This window comes from Kribbia dieselivorans NBRC 106261, assembly GCF_001552435.1.
Classification (GTDB): domain Bacteria; phylum Actinomycetota; class Actinomycetes; order Actinomycetales; family Dermatophilaceae; genus Kribbia; species Kribbia dieselivorans.
In genome coordinates this window covers 1-1,368 of record NZ_BCRE01000291.1, presented here as the reverse complement: position 1 = coordinate 1,368, position 1,368 = coordinate 1, and the positions used below count along the sequence as shown (strand labels likewise).

Annotated in this window: 1 pseudogene; it reads left to right on the top strand. The window is 59.9% G+C overall.

Annotation, left to right across the window (positions count from 1 at the left end):
- Positions 1 to 1,087: 1,087 nt before the first annotated feature.
- Positions 1,088 to 1,368: pseudogene (locus KD1_RS15920) on the top strand (DNA-binding protein); the annotation flags it as partial.

Below are 1,368 nucleotides of genomic sequence, written 5' to 3'. Positions count from 1 at the left end.
ACCGCCCTACGAAGTCCGTGTCTTCAGGATCACAAATAGGCTGCAAATCCTGTACCCGCCGGTCATTGACTCCCAGCTGTTTCCGACTCAAGAGGCAGCTAGCCGGGCTGCGGAGGCCATTCATCGGGAAATCCACGAGAAAGGGGGTCGGTCCTGGCCCTGCGAACAGTTCTGCTACTGACCAGTCCGATGCAGTGGATGCGGATATATTCCCCAAGCTCCGAGCGCGACGGACACTGACTCCTCATGGGGCCCGGCTGTCAGGCAGTCGCGAGCCACTGTTAGCCATACCCAACTTGCTTGATGAGCGCCATTATGCGTTGCAGGAACTTCCCCGATGAGTGAGTGCGAAACTACGGTATTAGGATAATCGATACGACTGTCAGTCGAACCGATGGGACGACTTTGAGTGCAGGGTCTCAGAGGTGGATGTGGTGCTTGGGGCGGATCCGAAGGGTCGTTGGTCTGTTGGTCTGTTGCATCCTTGGCATGTGTGGCCGTACAGCTGAGGCAAGGAGGAGTCGATACCAGATCACGTTCCCCGCGATATTGAGCATACCCCCTGCACTTATGCCGCGCCTGTACTCGAGAACTAGGTAGCCTGCATGGTCAACTACTCGATCCTTACGATTATGCCTGTTGGACGAAATTGCAAGGGGCTCGATTCAAGGTTGTCGCCTTCCCGCGTGCCTTTTCACGCATCGCAATCGATTTCCTGGAGGCGCAAATCGAGGCGCAGATCATCGCGAGCATTTGGCTCATGTTGGTGGATCGCCCGCCCTATGAAGTCCGTGTCTTCAGGATCACAAATAGGCTGCAAGTCCTGTACCCCCCGGTCATGGACTCCCAGCTGTTTCCGACCCAAGAGGCGGCTAGCCGGGCAGCGGAGGCCATTCATCGGGAAATCCACGAGAAAGGGGGTCGCTCCTGGCCCTGCGACGGCTGGAGTTTCTTCTGAACCGCTGAACCGCTGAACCCTGAACTGAGGTGGAGCCGGTGTTGGGATCTTGCCAAGACACTCGCGCCTGGCGTCAAGAACCCGTCAAGATCGCGCTGACCCCGACCCCGGCGGTGCTGCGATGGAGATGTGACCTACATCCTCACCCTGCCCAAGCGCCTGCTCGTCGGCCGGCCGCTGGGTAGTTCCCAACTCGGCGACACGCTGCTCCCCAAGCGCCTCGCCCTGCCGGTGTTCTGCAGCGACCCGCTCTCGTCGAACGCGTACGCCACCGAGGAGATCCTCCTCATGCTCAGCCTCGGCGGGGTGGCGTTGCTGCACCTGACCCCGTGGGTCGCCGCCTGTGTGGTGATCCTGCTGCTGGTGGTCGTCGTCTCCTACCGGCAGACCTGTTACGCGTATCCCTCCGG